Annotated in this window: 20 protein-coding genes; 9 read left to right on the plus strand and 11 right to left on the minus strand. The window is 60.0% G+C overall.

All coding sequences use genetic code 11. The features are described 5' to 3' along the window. Nucleotide 1: 1 nt before the first annotated feature. The 3 genes from mazG to ASE36_RS19165 are packed head-to-tail and all read right to left on the minus strand — an operon-like array spanning nucleotide 2 to nucleotide 1,867. Nucleotides 2–835 carry a nucleoside triphosphate pyrophosphohydrolase gene (gene mazG / locus ASE36_RS19155; RefSeq protein ID WP_062283759.1) on the minus strand — a complete coding sequence of 278 codons (834 nt, stop codon included), beginning with the start codon at nucleotides 833–835 and terminating at the stop codon, nucleotides 2–4. Between the two features lie 14 nt (nucleotides 836–849). Next, nucleotides 850–1,230, minus strand: a complete 381-nt coding sequence (locus tag ASE36_RS19160) for a VOC family protein (protein WP_062283763.1) — start codon at nucleotides 1,228–1,230, stop codon at nucleotides 850–852. Between the two features lie 49 nt (nucleotides 1,231–1,279). Beyond that, on the minus strand, nucleotides 1,280–1,867 hold the full coding sequence (locus tag ASE36_RS19165; protein WP_062283766.1) for a deaminase: 588 nt from the start codon (nucleotides 1,865–1,867) through the stop codon (nucleotides 1,280–1,282). Nucleotides 1,868–2,130: 263 nt separating this feature from the next. Between ASE36_RS19165 and cysG the strand changes: the two genes are divergently transcribed. The 5 genes from cysG to ASE36_RS19190 all read left to right on the plus strand — a co-directional run bounded on the left by cysG (nucleotide 2,131) and on the right by ASE36_RS19190 (nucleotide 7,082). After that, nucleotides 2,131–3,573, plus strand: coding sequence for a siroheme synthase CysG (cysG, locus tag ASE36_RS19170; protein WP_062283769.1), 1,443 nt, complete (start codon nucleotides 2,131–2,133; stop codon nucleotides 3,571–3,573). Between the two features lie 2 nt (nucleotides 3,574–3,575). Next, nucleotides 3,576–3,890: a DUF2849 domain-containing protein gene (locus ASE36_RS19175; protein WP_062283772.1), complete on the plus strand. Its 315-nt coding sequence runs from the start codon at nucleotides 3,576–3,578 to the stop codon at nucleotides 3,888–3,890. A 15-nt stretch (nucleotides 3,891–3,905) separates the two neighbouring features. Next, nucleotides 3,906–5,576 (plus strand): nitrite/sulfite reductase, encoded by a 1,671-nt coding sequence (locus ASE36_RS19180; protein ID WP_062283777.1) that lies wholly within the window; start codon nucleotides 3,906–3,908, stop codon nucleotides 5,574–5,576. Nucleotides 5,577–5,591: 15 nt separating this feature from the next. Further along, on the plus strand, nucleotides 5,592–6,104 hold the full coding sequence (locus tag ASE36_RS19185) for a DUF934 domain-containing protein (RefSeq protein WP_062283780.1): 513 nt from the start codon (nucleotides 5,592–5,594) through the stop codon (nucleotides 6,102–6,104). Nucleotides 6,105–6,269: 165 nt separating this feature from the next. Then, entirely contained in the window at nucleotides 6,270–7,082 is an 813-nt protein-coding gene (locus tag ASE36_RS19190; protein ID WP_062283783.1) for a ferredoxin--NADP reductase, read from the plus strand. A gap of 82 nt (nucleotides 7,083–7,164) precedes the next feature. Here ASE36_RS19190 and ASE36_RS19195 read toward each other — a convergent pair whose 3' ends face one another. The 5 genes from ASE36_RS19195 to ASE36_RS23065 form a co-directional block, all read right to left on the minus strand. Continuing rightward, nucleotides 7,165–8,370 carry an ABC transporter permease gene (locus tag ASE36_RS19195; protein ID WP_062283786.1) on the minus strand — a complete coding sequence of 402 codons (1,206 nt, stop codon included), beginning with the start codon at nucleotides 8,368–8,370 and terminating at the stop codon, nucleotides 7,165–7,167. After that, nucleotides 8,360–9,106, minus strand: coding sequence for an ABC transporter ATP-binding protein (locus tag ASE36_RS19200; protein ID WP_062283790.1), 747 nt, complete (start codon nucleotides 9,104–9,106; stop codon nucleotides 8,360–8,362). The genes ASE36_RS19195 and ASE36_RS19200 overlap by 11 nt, the downstream gene beginning before the upstream one ends. Before the next feature lie 8 nt (nucleotides 9,107–9,114). After that, nucleotides 9,115–10,353, minus strand: coding sequence for an efflux RND transporter periplasmic adaptor subunit (locus tag ASE36_RS19205; RefSeq protein WP_082511236.1), 1,239 nt, complete (start codon nucleotides 10,351–10,353; stop codon nucleotides 9,115–9,117). A gap of 256 nt (nucleotides 10,354–10,609) precedes the next feature. Next, complete coding sequence (locus ASE36_RS19210; protein ID WP_062283796.1) at nucleotides 10,610–10,960, minus strand: VanZ family protein; 351 nt, start codon at nucleotides 10,958–10,960, stop codon at nucleotides 10,610–10,612. Between the two features lie 134 nt (nucleotides 10,961–11,094). Beyond that, nucleotides 11,095–11,298 carry a hypothetical protein gene (locus tag ASE36_RS23065; RefSeq protein WP_062283800.1) on the minus strand — a complete coding sequence of 68 codons (204 nt, stop codon included), beginning with the start codon at nucleotides 11,296–11,298 and terminating at the stop codon, nucleotides 11,095–11,097. Between the two features lie 459 nt (nucleotides 11,299–11,757). Between ASE36_RS23065 and ASE36_RS19220 the strand changes: the two genes are divergently transcribed. From ASE36_RS19220 to ASE36_RS22650, 3 genes are all read left to right on the plus strand, one after another. Then, nucleotides 11,758–13,056 carry a tyrosine-type recombinase/integrase gene (locus ASE36_RS19220; RefSeq protein ID WP_062283803.1) on the plus strand — a complete coding sequence of 433 codons (1,299 nt, stop codon included), beginning with the start codon at nucleotides 11,758–11,760 and terminating at the stop codon, nucleotides 13,054–13,056. Between the two features lie 105 nt (nucleotides 13,057–13,161). Then, nucleotides 13,162–13,647: a hypothetical protein gene (locus ASE36_RS19225; RefSeq protein ID WP_062283808.1), complete on the plus strand. Its 486-nt coding sequence runs from the start codon at nucleotides 13,162–13,164 to the stop codon at nucleotides 13,645–13,647. A gap of 181 nt (nucleotides 13,648–13,828) precedes the next feature. Then, nucleotides 13,829–14,176 (plus strand): hypothetical protein, encoded by a 348-nt coding sequence (locus ASE36_RS22650; protein WP_156378715.1) that lies wholly within the window; start codon nucleotides 13,829–13,831, stop codon nucleotides 14,174–14,176. 76 nt (nucleotides 14,177–14,252) lie between these two features. On the opposite strand, the gene ASE36_RS19230 is transcribed toward ASE36_RS22650, so the two are convergent. Next, entirely contained in the window at nucleotides 14,253–15,449 is a 1,197-nt protein-coding gene (locus ASE36_RS19230) for an IS256 family transposase (RefSeq protein ID WP_062283813.1), read from the minus strand. Nucleotides 15,450–15,503: 54 nt separating this feature from the next. Here ASE36_RS19230 and ASE36_RS19235 point away from each other — a divergent pair, with 54 nt between their 5' ends. Continuing rightward, nucleotides 15,504–15,902 carry a hypothetical protein gene (locus tag ASE36_RS19235; protein WP_062284521.1) on the plus strand — a complete coding sequence of 133 codons (399 nt, stop codon included), beginning with the start codon at nucleotides 15,504–15,506 and terminating at the stop codon, nucleotides 15,900–15,902. A 43-nt stretch (nucleotides 15,903–15,945) separates the two neighbouring features. Here the strand turns inward: ASE36_RS19235 and ASE36_RS19240 are convergent, their stop codons facing one another. Together ASE36_RS19240 and ASE36_RS19245 are read right to left on the minus strand one after the other, a co-directional pair. Next, nucleotides 15,946–16,410 carry a hypothetical protein gene (locus ASE36_RS19240; RefSeq protein WP_062284518.1) on the minus strand — a complete coding sequence of 155 codons (465 nt, stop codon included), beginning with the start codon at nucleotides 16,408–16,410 and terminating at the stop codon, nucleotides 15,946–15,948. Continuing rightward, the gene (locus ASE36_RS19245; protein WP_062284516.1) at nucleotides 16,388–16,741 is read right to left on the minus strand and encodes a hypothetical protein; all 354 of its coding nucleotides are present in this window, start codon (nucleotides 16,739–16,741) and stop codon (nucleotides 16,388–16,390) included. The genes ASE36_RS19240 and ASE36_RS19245 overlap by 23 nt, the downstream gene beginning before the upstream one ends. Nucleotides 16,742–16,891 lie beyond the last annotated feature (150 nt).

Below are 16,891 nucleotides of genomic sequence, written 5' to 3' on the forward strand. Positions count from 1 at the left end.
TTCAACCGATCTGCCGTTCGATCACTTTGGCAGCTTGCCAAAGCTCCTCCATCCGCTCCAGGCCAGCATCGCGCAAATCCTCACTATTTGCTTGAAGTTTCGTCTCAATATATTTGAATCGATTTCGAAACTTTGTATTCGTCCCGCGCAACGCCTGCTCCGGTTCTGCCCCCACATGCCGCCCGATGTTGACGAGTGCGAAGATCAGATCGCCGAGCTCATCCTTGACCTTCTCAGGCCTGTTTTCAGCCAACGCCTCGCGCAGCTCGCCGATTTCTTCCTCGATCTTGTCGAGGATCGGGGCCGCTTCCGACCAGTCGAAGCCGACCTTGGCGGCTCGCTCCTGCAGCTTCAGCGCCTCGGTGAGTGCCGGGAAAGACCGCTGGACTGAGCCGAGATAGCCGGTATCCGGATCAGCGGCCGATCCGCGTGCTGCGCGGCGGGCGACCCGTTCCGCCTTTTCCTCCTGCTTGATCTTGTCCCACTGCGCTTTCACCGCCTCGGGCGTATCGGCATCGGAGCGCGCAAAGACATGCGGATGCCGGCGGATCATTTTTCGGGTGATCGCCTCGACCACGTCGCCGAAACTGAACTGTCCTGCCTCTTCTGCAATCCGGGCGTGAAACACCACCTGCAGCAGCAGGTCGCCGAGTTCTTCACACAGATCGTCCGGATCCTGCCGCTCGATCGCGTCGGCCACTTCATAGGCTTCCTCGATTGTATAGGGTTTGATCGTCTCGAAGGTCTGGACGATGTCCCAGGGGCAGCCGGTCTCCGGCTGGCGAAGCGCTGCCATGATTTCGAGTAGGCGGGAAATGTCCTGTGAAGCTTCCATTGAACTGCTTTCGTTTATTCGGGTGCGCGATGGCACACAGCCTCGATGCGGTGTCCATCCGGATCGATGACGAAGGCCGCATAATAGTTGGGGTGATATCGAGGACGCAGGCCAGGGACCCCATCATCCGTTCCGCCATGGATCAGAGCCGCAGCATGGAATGCATCGACGGCAGCCCTCGTGGGGGCCGAGAGCGCGTAGTGGGTCTTCGGATTGTTGGTGACTGAGCCCGGCTCCACCAGATTGACGTAAAAATCGTCCGCACCGTCTACGGCCCAGCCGGCGGAAACTTCGGTAACCGCCACCTCCACCGCACCCAGGGGCGCAAGAGCCGCCGTGTAGAAGCGGCGTGCCCGTCCAAGATCGGTTATCGCGAGAGAGATATGGTCGATCATTGGCATGTGCAGAAATCCTCGATTGCAGCCCCCCAGAAACGCCGATGGCTCAGTTGAGCGGAATGGCGTTGTCGTCCTTGGAGGACTGATAGGTTTCGGACAGCCGCTCATAGGCCGCCTTGATACGGCTCACCTGTTCGAAGAGCGCTGGCCGTTCTGCGTCGCTGGCGGAAGCCACCATCTCGATCATCGCATGGCTCAGCCAGAAGGCGTTCTGGCGTCGGTAACCGCCCGGTTCTAGCCCAAAGACCTCTTTCAGGATTTTCAGGTCATGGGGAATGGCGAAGGCGTCGCGGCTGTCTTCGTGACTGAAGAAATAATAGAAATTGTCGAAGCCTGCCCAGGTGATCGCCGACATGCACATGGTGCAGGGTTCATGCGTCGAAAGGAATATCAGGTCCTTGGTGTCCGGCCGCTCGCCGAGCTCATAGAACCGCTTCAGCGTATGCACCTCGCCATGCCAGAGCGGATTTTCCAACTCATTGTTGGTCTCGGCCACGACCAGCGACAGGTCTGACTTGCGCAGCACGGCGGCACCGAACACCTTGTTGCCGGCAGCAACGCCCTTGGCAGTCAGCGGGAGGATGTCATGCTCGATGACGTCGAGGAGTCGGCGGGTGAGTTCTGTTGAGGTCACGTGTTGCTCCAGGGCCAGTATGCCTCGACTCTAACGCCTGCGCGACGGTCGCCGAAGCAAAATGATTGGCCGTCTCCAGGTTTTTCCACATTCCCCACAGGTGTCAGTCAGGGATAACGAGGCGAAGCCACTGCGGTGAGTTTTGCTCGCCAGAACGGGATGCCTAGGAAAGAAATACGCTGGCACGGAGGGTAGGGGATTTCTGTTTCTTCAATGGCTGGCCTATAAAGGCCATTATGCGACCCACTGGAATTTGGGCAGTCATGGCAGATCACGAGAAACAGCTTTCCGTTTTCCCGGCCTTCTTCAAGGTCGAGAATGCAGTCGTCGCCGTCTTCGGCGAGGGCGACGAAGCCTATGCCAAGGTCCGTCTTCTGAAGAATACCGAGGCGCGCATCGTCGCTTATGCTGTTGATCCGGAGCCGGACTATGCGGCGTTTCTCGCGAGCCAGCACATCGGACGGGTCGCGCGTCCTTTCGATCCTTCCCAGGTTCAGGACGCTCGCCTCGTGTTCGCTGCGACCGGCGATGCAGCTCTCGACAGAGAGATCGTTTCCGCGGCGCGGTCAGCGCGCATCCCGGCCAATGCCGTCGACCAGCCGGACTGGTGCGATTTCTACACACCGGCCCTTGTGAACCGCGCCCCGATTGCGGTCGCGATCGGGACCGAAGGTGTCGGCCCGGTGCTTGCGCAGATGATCAGGGCGGATGTCGACCGTCTGCTTCCGCGGTCGCTCGGTAAGCTTGGACGTCTCGCCAACTCCTATCGCCGCGCCGTCGATCGCCTCGTGCCTCGCGGCGCGCCCCGACGCCTCTTCTGGCGCGACTTTTTCAAGGGCAAGGTCGCCGATCATGTCGAATCGGATGAGATCAGCCTGGCCCGGCGCGAGGCCACCCGGCTCCTGAAGGGCGCCGCCGCAGACCGCGTTGAAGGTCGCGTTTTCCTCGTGGGGGCCGGCCCGGGCGCCGAAGATCTGCTGACGCTGCGCGCCCATCGTCTGATGATGGAATGCGACGCCATCGTTTACGATGCACTTGTCCCGCGCGAAGTGGTCGACATGGGCCGCCGCGATGCCGAACGCATTCCGGTCGGCAAGCGCAAGGGCTGCCATTCGAAGTCCCAGTCTGAGATCAACGACCTGCTGGTCGACCTTGGCCGGCAGGGCAAGCGAGTGGTCCGGTTGAAATCCGGTGATCCGCTGATCTTCGGTCGTGCGGGAGAGGAGATGGCAGCGCTGCGTGACGCCGGCATCCCTTATGAGATCGTACCCGGGGTGACCTCGGTGCTCGCCGCCGCCGCAGATTTCGAACTGCCGTTGACCCTGCGCGGCGTTTCCTCGTCGCTGGTCTTCACCACCGGGCACGATCTGCAGGGCAACGTCCTGCCGGATTGGGCGCGCCTGGCACTGTCCGGTGCCACCGTCGCCGTTTATATGGGCCGCACGGTGGCCGCCTCGGTCGCAGAAAGGCTGATGGCCGGTGGCCTTGCCGAGGATACGACCGTCGCTGTCGTCGAAAATGCCGGCCGCCGCGACAGCCGTCTTTTGCACGGCACCCTGAAGGAACTGCCAGGACTGGAGGCTCGTGCGGAGCTCACCGGTCCGGTCATGGTAATCATCGGCGATGCTGTCGCCGGCGCCGATTTCAGCCGCTCCGAACCACTCGGGCTGAGACTGTCGGCCGAACTGGAAACCGCGAGGAACTGACCATGGTTGATCACGTCTTGACCGCCAACCGCTTGACCGATGGTATTGCCGTCTGGCTGGACGCCAGCGGGCAGTGGACCGAGCGCCTGCAGGACGCCATTGTCGCGCGTCACGCCGAAGCGGTCGCAGCTCTCGAAGCCGCCGGAAAGCAGGCATTCGCCAGCAATCTCGTCGTTGATGTCAACGTGATCGAGGTTGAGGAGAAGGAGGGGCGGCTGCGTCCCCTGCGCCTTCGCGAGCGTATCCGCGCCGAAGGACCGACCATTGCATATGCGGAAGGTCACGGTTATGCCGATCCCGCATTCATCGCCGCCTGAGGCTTGAGGTAACAGATGTATCGTTATGACGAATTCGACCACGCCTTCGTATCTGCGCGCGTAGAACAGTTCCGCGACCAGGTCGCCCGCCGCCTGTCCGGCGAGCTGGCGGAGGACGCTTTCAAGCCGCTGCGCCTGATGAACGGCGTCTATCTGCAGCTGCACGCCTATATGCTGCGCGTCGCGGTGCCTTACGGTACGCTGAATTCGAAGCAGATGCGCATGCTCGCTCATGTGGCGCGCAAGTATGACCGCGGTTACGGCCATTTCACTACCCGCCAGAACATCCAGTACAACTGGCCAAAGCTGTCGGACACGCCTGACATCCTGAAGGATCTCGCAAGCGTCGAGATGCATGCGATCCAGACCTCAGGCAACTGCATCCGCAACGTCACGGCTGACCATTTCGCCGGTGCTGCCGCCGACGAAGTGGCCGATCCGCGTCCCTATGCCGAAATCCTGCGCCAGTGGTCGTCTCTGCATCCGGAATTCTCCTTCCTGCCCCGAAAGTTCAAGATCGCCGTGACCGGCGCACCGAGCGACCGCGCCGCAATCCAGGTCCATGACATCGGCCTGCATCTGAAGAAGAACGAGGCTGGCGAAATCGGCTTTGCGGTCTATGTCGGCGGGGGCCAGGGCCGCACGCCACTGATTGCCAAGAAAGTGCGCGACTTCCTGCCCGAAGCCGACCTCCTGACCTACATCACGGCCATTGTGCGCGTCTACAATCTGCACGGCCGCCGCGACAACAAGTATAAGGCCCGCATCAAGATCCTCGTGCATGAGACGGGTGTCGAGGAATTGACACGGCAGTTTGAAGCGGAGTTCGATCAGATCCGTGACAGCGAGTTGAAGCTGCCGGAAGCTGATATCCGCGCGATCGAAACCTATTTTGCCCCGCCGGCACTCCCCGACCGCGCCGACGGCTGGGAAGCGCTCGCCCGCGCCAAGAAAGCCGATCCGGCGTTTGCCACCTGGGTCAACCAGAACGTCAAGCCGCATCGCCATCCGGATTACGGCATGGTGACGATTTCGCTGAAGCCGATTGGCGGCACGCCCGGCGACGCCTCGGATGCGCAGATGGACCTCGTTGCCGATCTCGCCGAACGCTTGGCTTTCGATGAGATCCGCGTCAGTCACGAGCAGAACCTCATCCTGCCGCATGTGGCGATGGGCGATCTCTACACTCTGTACCAGTCTCTGGAGAAAGCCGGCCTTGCCACGGCCAATTCCAACCTGATCACCGACATGATCGCATGTCCCGGGCTCGACTACTGCGCATTGGCCAATGCCCGCTCGATTCCTGTCGCGCAGGCGATCTCCGAGCGCTTCGGATCGCAGGCCCGTCAGGAAGAGATCGGCGAGTTGAAGATCAAGATCTCCGGCTGCATCAATGCCTGTGGCCATCACCATGTCGGGCATATTGGCCTGTTGGGGGTCGAGAAGAAGGGCGCCGAACTCTACCAGATCACACTTGGTGGTTCCGGTGACGAGAATTCCTCGATCGGTGAAATCATCGGTCGCGGTTTCGAGCCGGAAAAGGTCACCGATGCGGTGGAGATGATTGTCGACACCTATCTCGGCCTGCGCCTCGATCCGAAAGAAACCTTCCTGGAAGCCTATCGCCGCGTCGGTCCTAAGCCGTTCAAGGACGCACTTTACGGCAACGCCGTCCAAGCCGCCTGAGGATCGAGAGACAGCATGACCAAGATCTGGAAAGAAACCGGCTTCGTCGAAGGTGACAACTGGGTCATCGAGACCGACGAGGTGAAGGCAGCCGAGGGGCAAAGGCCCGTGCTCGGGCTCGACGCCTTCCTCAGCGCGGTAGCGGAAACCAACGACATTGGCCTCGGCGTTCTGATCGCCCCGGCCGACGACGTCCGCAAGCTCGAGCCTCATCTCGCACGCATTGATCTCATCGCCGTTGCCTTCCCGGCGTTCAACGACGGCCGCGGCTTCAGCCATGCCACCTTGCTCAGGGAGCGCCTTGGCTACAAGGGCGAGATCCGCGCCGTCGGTGACGTCTTGATCGACCAGGTACCGCTCATGCTGCGGACAGGCTTCGACAGCTTTTCGGTCTCCAATGCGGTCGCCCAGCGCCGCCTCGCTGAAAACTGTCTGACGGGCGTGGCCCAGCGTTACCAGCCGACGGCCCGGGATGCCGGGACCACCGGCGGCTTCAGCTGGCGCCGCATCGGCTCGACAGGCGCCTGAGAGTCGAAATGACACACTGGAGGCGGCATTTGACCCTGGTCAAGGTTGCCGCCTTCGCTTTGATGGATATATCGGCTGCAGAATCTGCAGGCCGGCTGAATTGTGGAATGGGAAAGTCTGAATTATAGGCTGATCCCGATCGCCAAACGATAGGACCGACAGCCTATGAATGCTCCCGTGAAGACCGACAATGCCGAACTGATCGTGCCCGAAGGTGTGTTTGCCGAGACGGTACTGAGCGTGACGCATTATACCGACCGCCTGTTTCGCTTCCGCATGACCCGACCGGCCGGCTTCCGCTTTCGCTCTGGCGAATTCGCCATGATCGGCCTGATGGTCGAGGGCAAGCCGATCTACCGCGCCTATTCGATCGCCAGCCCATCCTGGGACGAGGAACTGGAATTCTTCTCGATCAAGGTTCCGGATGGGCCGCTCACCCAGCACCTGCAGCGCATCCAGCCGGGCGACAAGGTGCTGATGCGCAAGAAGCCGACGGGGACCCTGGTTCTCGACGCGCTCACCCCGGGCAAGCGCCTCTACATGTTCTCGACCGGCACCGGCATCGCGCCGTTTGCAAGCCTGATCCGTGATCCGGAAACCTATGAGAAGTTCGAGGAAGTCATTCTCACCCACACATGCCGCGACGTCGCCGAACTGAAATACGGCTTCGACCTCGTCGACGAGATCAAGAACCACGAGTTTCTCGCCGAACTCGTTGGCGACAAGCTGAAGCATTATGCGACGGTGACGCGCGAAGACTATCCCTTCAAGGGCCGCATCACCGACCTGATCGAAAACGGCAAGATCTTCGCCGATCTCGGCGTACCCCCGCTCGATCCCGCAGTCGACCGCGGCATGATCTGCGGTTCGACCGCGATGCTGAAGGACACCAAGGAACTCTTGGAAAAGGCAGGCCTCACCGAAGGCGCCAACAACAAGCCAGCAGAATTTGTCATCGAGCGGGCGTTCGTCGGCTGAGCTTGGTGCCTGTTTTGAAAATCGAGAACGCCCGGTCTTGAACCGGGCGTTACGTTTCTGGAGTTTCGTCAGAAGCGCGCGTTTATTCGTGCCTCAGCGCATCGATCGGGTTCAGCTGCGCGGCGCGTCTTGCCGGGAAATAGCCGAAGATCATGCCGATCGCCGCCGAAAAGGCGAAGGCGAGCAGGATGATGGACGGGCTGGCCGCGAAGGGTACGCCGAGCAGGGTGACTGTGCCATAGGCAATGGAAAGCCCGAGCGCGATCCCGACAATCCCCCCGAAGACCGACAGCGTCACCGCCTCTACCAGGAACTGCATCAGCACCTGGCTTTCGACGGCGCCGATCGCAAGCCTGATGCCGATTTCGCGCGTTCTCTCAGTCACCGATACCAGCATGATGTTCATGATCCCGATGCCGCCGACCAGCAGCGAGACGGCGGCGACCGCGCTCAAAAGCCCGGTCATCAGCGTGGTCGTGCCGGTGAGCGTTGCGGCCATCTGCGTCATGTCGTTCACCGAAAAATCGTCCTCTCGCCCCGACACGATTTTGCGCCTTTCGCGCAGCAAGCGCTCGACATCCGACTGCACCTTGGACGTCGAGACGCCATCCTTCGCGGAGAGCATGATGCTGGAGACGTCGGTCGAGCCGCCTATGCGCCGCTGGAACACCTTGAGCGGCATCATGACGACATCATCCTGGTCGTTGCCCATGCCGCTCTGACCCTTTTTGCCGAGAACCCCGATGATCTGGCAGGAGACGCTCCCAACCCGAATCGACTGTTCCAGCGCCGGCGTCGAGCCGAACAGCTTGGACCGCACGGTTTCCCCGATCAGGCAGACAGCCTGTCCACCGCGTTCCTCCGAGGTCAGAAATGTGCGGCCACTGGCCAGTGTCCAGTCTTGTGCCACAAGATAGTCGGCCCCGGTTCCGATGATCGTGGTCGAGCGGCTCTGCCCGCCGAAAATAACGGTCTGTGTCGACTGGTTGACCGCGGCCACGGCCCGCAATCCGCCGATCTGATCGCGGATTGCCTCGACGTCGCGGATGGTGAACTTTTTCGCATCAGTCGAGGCGCGGCCGGGACCGAACTGTCCGGGGCGCACGAAGAGGAGATTGGTCCCAAGTTTCGAGATCTCGGCGGACACCTGCGCCGTTGTACCGTTGCCGATCGTAACCATGGCAATGACGGCGGCGACGCCGATGACGACGCCGAGAACGGTCAGGAAGGAGCGCAAGAGATTGCGGCTGATGGCGCGAAGCGCAAGCTTGATGGTCTCAGTGAACATCGGCAGTCCCTTCCGCAATCGCTGCACCACCGTCGGATGATCCCGTATTCAGACTGTCCGACTGGATCTGCCCGTCGACGAAACGCAGGTTCCGCTTGGCGTAAGCTGCAATGTCGTCCTCATGCGTGACCATGATGACGGTGATGCCCAGGTCGCGGTTGAGCGAGGTGATCAGGTCCATGATCTCGCGGCTGGTCTTGGTATCGAGATTGCCCGTCGGTTCGTCGGCAAGGAGCACGGCCGGACTGGTCACGATGGCGCGCGCTATGGCCACACGCTGCTGTTGCCCTCCGGAAAGTTCCTGCGACGTATGGTTCTCGCGCCCGCTCAGCCCCACCTGCCCAAGCGCCCGCGTCGCCCGCTGGCGCCGTTCCCGGCTGTCCATGCCACGATAGATCAAGGGCAGTTCGACATTTTCGACCGCAGACGTTCGCGCCAGCAAGTTGAAGCCCTGGAAGACAAAGCCCAGCATATGCCGCCTGAGCAGCGTGTATTGCGCCCGATCGAAGCCGGTCGTGTCGATCCCCTGGAAGAGATACTGCCCGGAACTCGGCACATCGAGGCAGCCGAGGATGTTCATCGCGGTGGACTTGCCCGAGCCGGACGGCCCCATGATGGCGACGAACTCCCGCGCTTCAATCTGCAGATCGATCTGTTTCAGCGCATGGATCGTCGCTTCGCCCTGGCCATAGGTGCGCGAGATCCGGCGAAATTCGAGGAGTGGGGCAGGGGTCATGAGCCGCCTCAGCCGGTTTTCGTGGTGGAGTCGGTGATCACCAGATCGCCCTCCTTCAACTCGCCGCGCTCAAGCACCGTATTTTGCCCGTCACTGGCACCGACCTCGACATTGACGGCAACCGGCTCGCCATTGCGCAACACCCAGATTGTCCGCTCGCTACCCGTCGGCTCAGGCGCGCCGATGGGCTTCTCGCGGGGCGGGCGGAACAGACTGAAGATGCCGCCACCGCCTTGCGACTTTTCGGTTGCGACGGCCATTTGTGGCGGCGTAAAGCGGAGCGCCGCGTTCGGCACCAGAAGGGAATTCTTGATCGATCGCACGACGATGTCGGCCGTTGCCGTCATGCCCTGGCGCAGCAGCAGGTCGTCATTGCGCACCGACAGGATGCCCTTATAGGTCACCACATCGTTGACGGTCTCCGACGCATAGCGCACGTCGGTGATCTTGGCGGGAAAACGCTTGTCGGGAAACGCGTCAACGGTGAAGGTCGCGTTCTGCCCGACGGCAATCTGACCGACATCGGCCTCGTCGATGGACACCTGCAATTCCATCTGGCGGAGATCGCCGGCCAGCGTAAACAGGGTCGGCGCTTCCAGCGAGGCGGCGACCGTTGCTCCGCTGTCGACATCGCGAGACAGGACGATCCCGTCGATGGGCGATACGATCGTCGCCTTGCGCAGCGAGAGTTTCGCCTGTTCGAGATCCGCCTCCGCCGCCGTCACATTGGCCTCGGCGCTCTCGCGGGTTGCCTGGGCTGCCTGAGAATTGAAAACTGCCGAGTCGAGATCCTGCTGCGTGGAAACACGGCTGCCAACCAGCGTGGTCAACCGATTGACGGTCGCCTGCGCCGACAATTCGTCGGCCTTGGCTTTGGCGACATTGGCATGAGCGGCAGCGAGCGCTGCCTCCTTGCTCTTCAGTTCGGCGTTGAGCTTCTCGGTGTCGAGCCGCGCCAGCACTTCACCCTTCTTCACCACGCTGTTATAGTCCGCCAGAACTTCGCGGACGGTGCCGGACTGTTCGCTTGAAACGTCCACCTGCACTGTCGGCTCCACCGACCCGGTCGCGGTGACCAGAACCGTGAGGTCGCCAGCTTTTACTGCGGCCGTGCTGTAGCTATAGGTGACCGACTTGCTCGTCAGAAGATAGCCGCCGTAACCGGCGCCGAGGAGAAGGGCGAGGATCAAGAACCGCATTCCCCAGCGCGACTTGCGCTTGCGGGACTGGGCAAGCAGACCCCGCATGGCTTCGGTGTCAGGGGAGGTTTGAGGATCGCTCTTATTCTTGTCGGTGGTCACGCCGGCCTCGCTTAATGATGTCGGGTGGGACACTGACCGAACGGCAATGCCCCGCAATAGATCCGGGTCAAGCCTTCGAGATCCGGAGTTCCGCAGCCATAACCGCTTTGGCCTCAACTCCCCAGTGAAAGATTGGTAAGGTTATCGCGATAGCCGGGTAGAAAAACCCCGCAGAGTGTACCGCGTCATCGGTCGCTTGCCGTCAGGCTTGCTGGCGTCGACGCAGAAGCCGCAGCATTCCATGCGCCAACACGACGCCGAAGAGTGCACCAAGCGCCTTGATTACTGCATCGGAGAGGCCCGGGTGCCGGCTGGGCGAGAGAAACTGCAGCGATTCGATTGAAAAGGCCGCGAGAACGAGGAAGAGGCCTACAGTCAGCCACCGCCGCGGATAAGCCAGCCCGAAAGCTACACCCAGCACTGCGAAGGCAAGCGCACGATCGGCATCAGCAGGCATCGCCGCATGCGGTCGAAATCCGATCGGCACGACCGTGGCTGCAATGCATAGGCCGAGCAGAACCCAGGCGATGATCCGGAAATGTTGTGTCTGCATCCCCGGGTCTTAGCGACGCAGTTGGTCCTTGGCAACAGCGTGTCAAGGTTGTCGCGCTCTTGTGATCTGCGCCGCAGCATCACCGGCGCGAAAGGTGAGCGCATGCGTTGCCCAAACGCCCTTACACGCGATCTTTAGCCCTGATTGTCGGTTTCTTCCTGTTTCGCACCGGCACTTTTGCCGTCGGAACTTTTAGACCGCTCCTCAAACCGATCGGCGCCCTTCGCTAAGTCAGACCCCATAGAGGCCTCCGTTGTGCGCTCGTCGGCTTCTGCGCTCCTTTGAAGACTCTTTGCGGCATCCTCGCCGACCTTGGTCTCTGCGTTATCGATTCCCATGTCTGCTTCCTCCGTTGATCATTTTCAACGAGTGCAGGCAGAAGAGGTTCCTAGGAGGTTGAAAACGAAGGCCGGGCCGAAAGGCGGTTGAGGTGCAATACCGGAATTCATCGGTACATGGCCACGTCAACAGGCATGGAAAACCATCGACAACCCGTTCGGCACGAGGTTGTCACCCATGTCTTAGGTACACAATGTTACCTGTGTCTTCGGTATGGACAAATGAATTTTTGGCGGAAGAGGTGTCTGCCAAGTAACTGTTCGGGATTGTCCTCATTCGTTCGGCGCTGATCAAATTTTGCCCATGAAAACATGTTGTTCGCTTCGCAATCGTCCGCGAATGTGTTTTAGTGATCGCCACAATTCGATTTTTCCGCTGGGGAAAGTGCTGGGGTCGCTGCTGGGGCCGATCTCCATTTCTGCTCCGTGGCGGACGGAACGGAATTCGAAGGAGCGATCATGGGGCGGCAGGTAACTAAGTTGACAGCACGGTTTGTGGAGACCGTCAGGGAGCCGGGTCGTTACGGCGACGGGGCAGGCTTGTATCTTGTGGTTGGAAAGGGGGGAGGGAAGTCATGGCTCTTCATTTATCGGTTCGGTGCCAAACAGCGAGAAATGGGGCTAGGCCCGCAAGCTGCTGTCTCATTGAAAGACGCTCGCGACGCGGCAAGCGAGGCACGGAAGCTTTTGGTGCGGGGTGTCGATCCTATCGAAGATCGAGCTGAACAGCATCGCTTGAGTGCCGCAGCGAAGGCGGCTGAGGATCGAGAGGCGAATACGGCATCCTTCGGGAAGTTCGCGACTGACCTGCTGAACGGTTACACAGAGACCGACAGCCGTGGGCGCGAGAGGAAGGTTCCGGGTCTCAAGGAAGGGTTCCGCAACGCGAAGCATGCGATGCAGTGGGAAACTACACTTCGCGACTACGCATCATCCCTATGGGACTTGAAGCTAGATGAGATTGAGACCGATGATGTACTTGGTTGCATCGCCCCGATCTGGACTAAGAAGAATGAGACCGCGAGACGGGTGAGGGGCCGCATTGAAACTGTGCTCGCTGCTGCCATCGCCCGCAGACTTCGACCGGGTCCAAATCCTGCCACGCTTAAGGGGAACTTGGAAGCGCTCCTGCCTCGGGTATCAAAGTTGCAACGTGGGCATCACCCGGCGCTTCCGTGGACTGAAGTTCCCGATTTTTGGCAGAAGCTCTCGGCACTCAACAGTGTCAGCGCGAGAGCCCTCGCGTTTACGATCCTGACGGCAGCGCGATCTGGTGAGACGCGTGGGGCTACGTGGGGTGAAATAGACCAAGAGGGAAAAACTTGGACGGTTCCGGCTGCTCGCATGAAGGCAGGCAGAGAGCACGTCATTCCGCTCTCGGATCAAGCGCTCGGTATCATAGATGAAGTGGCGCAGTTGCGTCAGAGCGACGATCCATCAGAGCTTGTCTTTCCATCGATCCGCGCGCGAACATTGCTTTCAGATATGGCCCTCTCAATGTGTGCTCGGGGAATTCGAGAGGGGATAACAGTCCATGGTTTCCGGTCGTCGTTTCGCGACTGGGCAGGTGATAACACTACCTTTCCGCGAGAGCTTGCTGAACAAGCGCTCGCGCATACGGTTGGTGGAGTAGAAGGGGCTTATAGGCGCGGAACTGCCTTAGAACGTCGAAGGCAAATGATGACCAGCTGGGCTTCATTTGTTACAGGAACAGAAGTTTCGGCAACAATTCTTCCGCTCACGCTCAAGTCATCGTAAGCTCATCCATCCCGAGTAGGGGGCAAGGCAAGGTCTATCACAATCCGTCAGGCTCGTATCAGACATCGCCCATGCCGAATTCCATTCCAACCGGAGATAACAGCCATGAGAGTTTTCCCTGAGTTTAAGGTTGTGACTGCCAATGAGGTTGCTGCGGGAAATCTTCTCATAGTACAAAATGGCGCAAGCGAGATGAGCTATGGCTTCGTTGCTTTTAATGCGAGCCAACGACTGCATTACTTTCTGTTGAGAGAGACGGTGAACGAGCCAGCATTCGACTTGGCTGAACTTCCGCAGTTCAATCAAATTTGCTGCGCGTCGGAATGGGATATACTGTTGCGCGGTGACCCTTCTTCGGACGATCCCACGCCCGGATCAATTGTTGTAGCGCAAGAAGGCACCTTCATATGCGTTAGTCGGAGTATGGGATACGGGAGAGAAACACGAAAGTTCATCGATACATCCAGTTGGAAGATCGAAGCTGATATCTCGCCTATCGCATCTTGGAAGGGTTGGGAGTTGCGATTGGCACCTGACCGCTCTTCCGAGTGCTCCCTCAAAATCAGAGCCCGTCAGAGTAATCAGCGCTGACATGCGCAAACTACCTTTCTGAGCCCGATCACTGAGGCACACTCATTTGTCCTTCGGACGCGGAGGTGGTGGCTTGTGAGAAGGAGGAGGTGGCGGACGTGGGGCATCAGGTCTAGGGGTATTGATAGAGCGCTCACCATAACCACTTTTCTTCTCAGTGGGGGGCTTCTCAGGTTGAAAAGTGACGGTGTTCATCATGGAACAATCTCTTGCAGAAACTCTCAAAGGCGCAGACCGCGAGGTACTACAAGAGATATTGCGCGAGGCGGAGTCAAGGTTATCGGCACAACTAACAGCCGCCATTGCTGCTGATACTCGCGCAATGACGTTCCTTGGTTTTATATCCGCCGTGGCAGTGGCGACCATTGGTGCTGCGCTTGCAATTCACCAAAGCGCCGCGCCAGAGCTTGCTTATCTAGGCTTATTCATCGGTGGAGGTGATCGTGTCCCACTGCGTGGTGTAGCTCCGGCGCTGGCCGTGCCTTCCGGACAAAGCCGGGAATTGATCAGCTTGCGGCTGGCAGGCTGATAAGTGGAAGATCGTGTCCCACTGCGTGGTGTAGCTCCGGCGCTGGCCGTGCCTTCCGGACAAAGCCGGGAATTGATCAGCTTGCGGCTGGCAGGCTGATAAGTGGATCATCGCTCATTGCTGCTATGGTCTCAAGTGTCATGTAGCGGGATCGCTGAACGGCCCACTCGTCGTTTTGCTCGAGCAGCAGCGCCCCAACGAGCCTGACGATGGCATCGTCGTTGGGGAAGATGCCGACGACTTCTGTGCGTCGCTTGATCTCGCCGTTGAGACGCTCGATCGGATTTGTGGAATGAAGCTTTGCCCAGTGCTGCCTGGGAAAGGTCATGTAGGCGAGCACGTCCTGCTCGGCGCTATCCATCAGCGTGGCGAGTTTCGGCACCTTCGGCCTGATCTGGTCGGCGACATTGCGCCATTGGGTGCTTGCCGCCTCCGGGGTGTCCTGGGCAAAGGCCGTGGCGATGAAGGCGGAGACGACACGCCGTCCGCTCTTGCCCGCATGAGCGAGGGCATTGCGCATGAAGTGAACCCTGCACCTCTGCCATGTGGCGGAAAGCACCTTCGACACGGCTGCCTTGATGCCCTCGTGTGCATCGGAGACCACGAGCTTGACGCCGCGCAGGCCTCGTCTGGTCAGCTTGCGTAGGAACTCGGTCCAGATCGCTTCTGCCTCGGATGTGCCTATTTCCATGCCGAGCACCTCGCGCCGGCCGTCAGTGTTCACACCCACCGCGATGATGACCGCTACCGAGACAATACGACCGCCGCGACGAACCTTCAGGTAGGTGGCATCGATCCAGAGATATGGCCACTCGCCCTCGATGGGGCGGTCGAGGAAGGCCTTCACCTTCTCGTCGATCTCCTCGCACAGGCGGCTCACCTGGCTTTTGGAGATGCCGCTCATGCCCATGGCCTTGACGAGATCATCGACGGATCGGGTCGAAACGCCTTGGATGTAAGCCTCCTGAATGACTGCCGTCAGCGCCTTCTCGGCCATCCGGCGCGGCTCCAGGAAGCTCGGGAAATAGCTGCCTGTGCGAAGCTTGGGAATGCGCAGCTCGACGGTCCCTGCTCGTGTCTCCCAGTCCCGGTCGCGGTAGCCGTTGCGCTGGGCAAGTCGGAAGCTGTTCTTCTCGCCATAGCCGGCGCCGGTCTTCGTGCCCACTTCCAGCGCCATCAGCTTCTCGGCAGCAAAGCCGATCATCTCGCGCAGCAAATCGGCATCAGCACTCTTCTCAACGAGTGAGCGCAGGTTCATCATGTCGTCGGTCATCGGTGGTGTCCCTCAGGTTGGCTCTAAGCAACCCGACCCTACCGGAAAACACTGGTGACCACCGCTACGCCGCCCGCTCCCTACAGCACATTGGAGGGCGCGCTCGCGAGCGGCTTCGCTACCAACCAGCTACACCACGCGCCGGGACACGATCGTGGAGGTTTCATCGTTTCTGCAATTTTTGCTTTCGAAGCAGCGCGCCCAGTGGATTTCGAGTTTGTTGGCAACGATCCGTCAAGTTGGAAATCAGATGTCGCGAGTGGAAAGGACCTAAGTCACGCACTTGCTGAGCAGATTGCGTTCTATGATGAGATGATTAAAGCAAACAGGAAGGCGATGGCGGCAAGTGCAGAGGACCTCCAAAGAGCATCCAATGTCATGATTTGGACCGTCGGCGTTGGTGCCGTGTTCGTCGCTGCTTATCTTGCTTGGCAAGGCATTGCGGTGAATTAGCTCGACGAGCGCCTTTCCGTCGTGGCAGTGGCGTAGTGCCGTTTCATCCGGCTGTCAGAGACACGCCGGGGAGCTCGACGAACCATGCAGCGATTTCGGCAAGTCTGCGCTGCTTTCCCTTGGAGAAGTTTCCCCAAACCTCACCGTGGAAGATATTAGCGGGTTGATCCGGGGGCTCTGCATCTAAGGGGTCGTATCCGACCATGAAGCCTTCATCACGAAGACTCCCGGCGGTAAAGCGCACGGACCCGACCCATTTAGGATTATTGACATAAGTCCGAGGGTCAAGGCCCGCCGCGACGATCAATGCTTCTAGATCAATCGACATGCCAGCGTTTTCACCAGATGAAGCCTTGAAAGCCATCGATGAAAGCCGGGGGCTCCCATCCTTCCCGGGGACGACCCAATGCTGAGGAATGCGACGGATCACTCCGCCATCGTTCGAAATCTCAGGGTGATCGTGAGGCTCGACAACGCCGTTCAGGTCACGCGGCGGCGGCGTCAGCATCAGCGGTCGCCTCAGAAATCTGCTTGATCCAAGACACAATCGGGCGGAAGTCGAAGGTGAGCTCGACCTCCTCGCCGTCCTCGCCGGTCGCGTCGGTCTCACGCCATGCATGGACACTGTTGGGTCGGCGAACGTGAAGCTCGATGTCGCCCGCTTCGGTATGCCATTCTATCTGGACGTCGCCGGAGATGCCGGGGATCACCTGAGGAGCCGGAGCGCCCGAGGGGAGAATGCTTTCGAGCATCCGCACAGCGAAGTTTGCCGTCTCGAAGCTGACGGGCTGACCGCGATAGCCATCCCATCCCACGTCAAGCCGGATGAGGTCTTGCAACTTAGTTTCGACCACTTCCCGCCAATCGCGAGTCGGAGCTTGAACGACTATGCGTTGTGCCGCAGTCATCCTACGAGACGGCGAAGCCGCCTGTTCGAGCACGGCAGTCCCACTGCCCGAGGATGCCCTAGGGGTCCAAGAGCCCCGCGA

Source organism: Rhizobium sp. Root274, assembly GCF_001429245.1.
Taxonomy (GTDB): Bacteria; Pseudomonadota; Alphaproteobacteria; order Rhizobiales; family Rhizobiaceae; genus Allorhizobium.

Coding starts and splice junctions, on each gene's coding strand:
- ASE36_RS19160 (WP_062283763.1), bottom strand. CDS start 1,230: ATGATCGACCATATCTCTCTCGCGATAACCGATCTTGGACGGGCACGC.
- ASE36_RS19205 (WP_082511236.1), bottom strand. CDS start 10,353: ATGCGGGGTCTGCTTGCCCAGTCCCGCAAGCGCAAGTCGCGCTGGGGA.
- ASE36_RS23065 (WP_062283800.1), bottom strand. CDS start 11,298: ATGGGAATCGATAACGCAGAGACCAAGGTCGGCGAGGATGCCGCAAAG.
- ASE36_RS19185 (WP_062283780.1), top strand. CDS start 5,592: ATGACCAAGATCTGGAAAGAAACCGGCTTCGTCGAAGGTGACAACTGG.
- ASE36_RS19190 (WP_062283783.1), top strand. CDS start 6,270: ATGAATGCTCCCGTGAAGACCGACAATGCCGAACTGATCGTGCCCGAA.
- ASE36_RS19240 (WP_062284518.1), bottom strand. CDS start 16,410: ATGCTGACGCCGCCGCCGCGTGACCTGAACGGCGTTGTCGAGCCTCAC.
- ASE36_RS19200 (WP_062283790.1), bottom strand. CDS start 9,106: ATGACCCCTGCCCCACTCCTCGAATTTCGCCGGATCTCGCGCACCTAT.
- mazG (WP_062283759.1), bottom strand. CDS start 835: ATGGAAGCTTCACAGGACATTTCCCGCCTACTCGAAATCATGGCAGCG.
- ASE36_RS19220 (WP_062283803.1), top strand. CDS start 11,758: ATGGGGCGGCAGGTAACTAAGTTGACAGCACGGTTTGTGGAGACCGTC.
- ASE36_RS19210 (WP_062283796.1), bottom strand. CDS start 10,960: ATGCAGACACAACATTTCCGGATCATCGCCTGGGTTCTGCTCGGCCTA.
- ASE36_RS19195 (WP_062283786.1), bottom strand. CDS start 8,370: ATGTTCACTGAGACCATCAAGCTTGCGCTTCGCGCCATCAGCCGCAAT.
- cysG (WP_062283769.1), top strand. CDS start 2,131: ATGGCAGATCACGAGAAACAGCTTTCCGTTTTCCCGGCCTTCTTCAAG.
- ASE36_RS19230 (WP_062283813.1), bottom strand. CDS start 15,449: ATGACCGACGACATGATGAACCTGCGCTCACTCGTTGAGAAGAGTGCT.
- ASE36_RS19225 (WP_062283808.1), top strand. CDS start 13,162: ATGAGAGTTTTCCCTGAGTTTAAGGTTGTGACTGCCAATGAGGTTGCT.
- ASE36_RS19175 (WP_062283772.1), top strand. CDS start 3,576: ATGGTTGATCACGTCTTGACCGCCAACCGCTTGACCGATGGTATTGCC.
- ASE36_RS19180 (WP_062283777.1), top strand. CDS start 3,906: ATGTATCGTTATGACGAATTCGACCACGCCTTCGTATCTGCGCGCGTA.